Annotated in this window: 1 protein-coding gene; it reads right to left on the bottom strand. The window is 59.1% G+C overall.

Annotated elements, in window-relative coordinates; genetic code table 11:
• Nucleotides 1-51: 51 nt before the first annotated feature.
• Nucleotides 52-1,185 (bottom strand): IS481 family transposase, encoded by a 1,134-nt coding sequence (locus ACQGNJ_RS00050; RefSeq protein ID WP_426687207.1) that lies wholly within the window; start codon nucleotides 1,183-1,185, stop codon nucleotides 52-54.
• Between the last annotated feature and the right edge of the window lie 88 nt (nucleotides 1,186-1,273).

Below are 1,273 nucleotides of genomic sequence, written 5' to 3' on the forward strand. Positions count from 1 at the left end.
TGTATGGACCGGAGACATGGGTGACACATGTACCAGGACATGGGTAACAGTTTAGGCCGTTTTACCCAGGTCAATTTCCATCAGTCGATGGTGGGCAAAGTAGAGCGCGTAGATGCCCTCCTGTGTGTCGTGCGCACGAAAGGCGATAGGCAGCCCATGCAGGGCATTGGAGACCTTTAGCGTCCGGCCTTTGAACCGAACGACCCCATTCCACTGGACCATGGCGACGTGGTCATTTGGGGAGTACTCGATCGCAGGCAATACTTCAGGAAACGGTCTCGGGCTGGGGCGGTAGCGTGTGCTGGGCACCACCATGCCAATGCCTTGGTGAGGACGTACGGTGTTGTAGATATCGCGCCATTCATCGAAGGCGCGCTGCACGTGAGCGTGATTGGTGAACGTCCGGCCGGTGACCACCTCAGCCTTGAGACTGCGATGAAAGCGTTCGTCTTTGCCGTTGGTTTGCGGATGTGCAGGTGTGCTGAAACTGACTTGGATGCCTACGCGCACCATCCACAAAGTCAGCCTGGAAAGCCCGCGCGACTGGCCGGACGGACTGCCCCAAGGCGAGCCGTTGTCCATGTTCACGCGCAATGGCAAGCCGTGCCGTCTGAAGGTGTCAGTCAGTACCGCTTGCACGGTCTCGCTGCGCATATCGGGTGTGGCACGCAGCACCAAGTTATAGCGAGAGTGATCGTCCAGCACGGTCAGTGGATCACATCGACCGGTGCCCAAGACGATGGTGCCCTTGAAGTCCATTTGCCACAGATCGTTCGGCGATTCATGTTCAAACCGCTTCCACGGACGACCTTGCCCGCTGGTTCGTTCCGGCATCAAACCATGACGTCGCAGGATATGTGTGATCGTGCTGGGGGCAGGCACGTTCGTGTGGTGACGATCGATCAGCACTTGGTTCAGCTTGCGTCCGCCCCAGCATGGATGTGCCCGACGCAGCTCGACGAGCGCCTGCTCGATGGCTTCGACGGTCTGTGTGGGCGAGGAGTGTGGCCGCCGAGATCGGTCGGTCATCGGCTCGTCGGCCTGGACGCGAGCGAGCCACTTGTAGGCCGTCTTGCGGCTGATCCCAAAGCGTCGGGCTAGCTCTGACACGGTAACGCCCTGGCCTTGGGCCAGCGCGGTGAACTCAGTTCGCAGAGTCATTGATGTGGTTTCCTTCCAAGCCATGAAATAACACCTCCACCGCGCTAGAAATCAGCGGTGAGGTGTAACCCATGTCCTGGCACACCTGTTACCCATGTCCCCGGTCCAAACA

This window comes from Rhodanobacter ginsengiterrae, assembly GCF_050026815.1.
In the GTDB taxonomy this organism is placed as follows: domain Bacteria; phylum Pseudomonadota; class Gammaproteobacteria; order Xanthomonadales; family Rhodanobacteraceae; genus Rhodanobacter; species Rhodanobacter ginsengiterrae.

What these genes read in the sequence shown, in the direction of transcription:
- ACQGNJ_RS00050 (WP_426687207.1), bottom strand. Translation starts at nt 1,185, where the DNA reads ATGGCTTGGAAGGAAACCACATCAATGACTCTGCGAACTGAGTTCACC.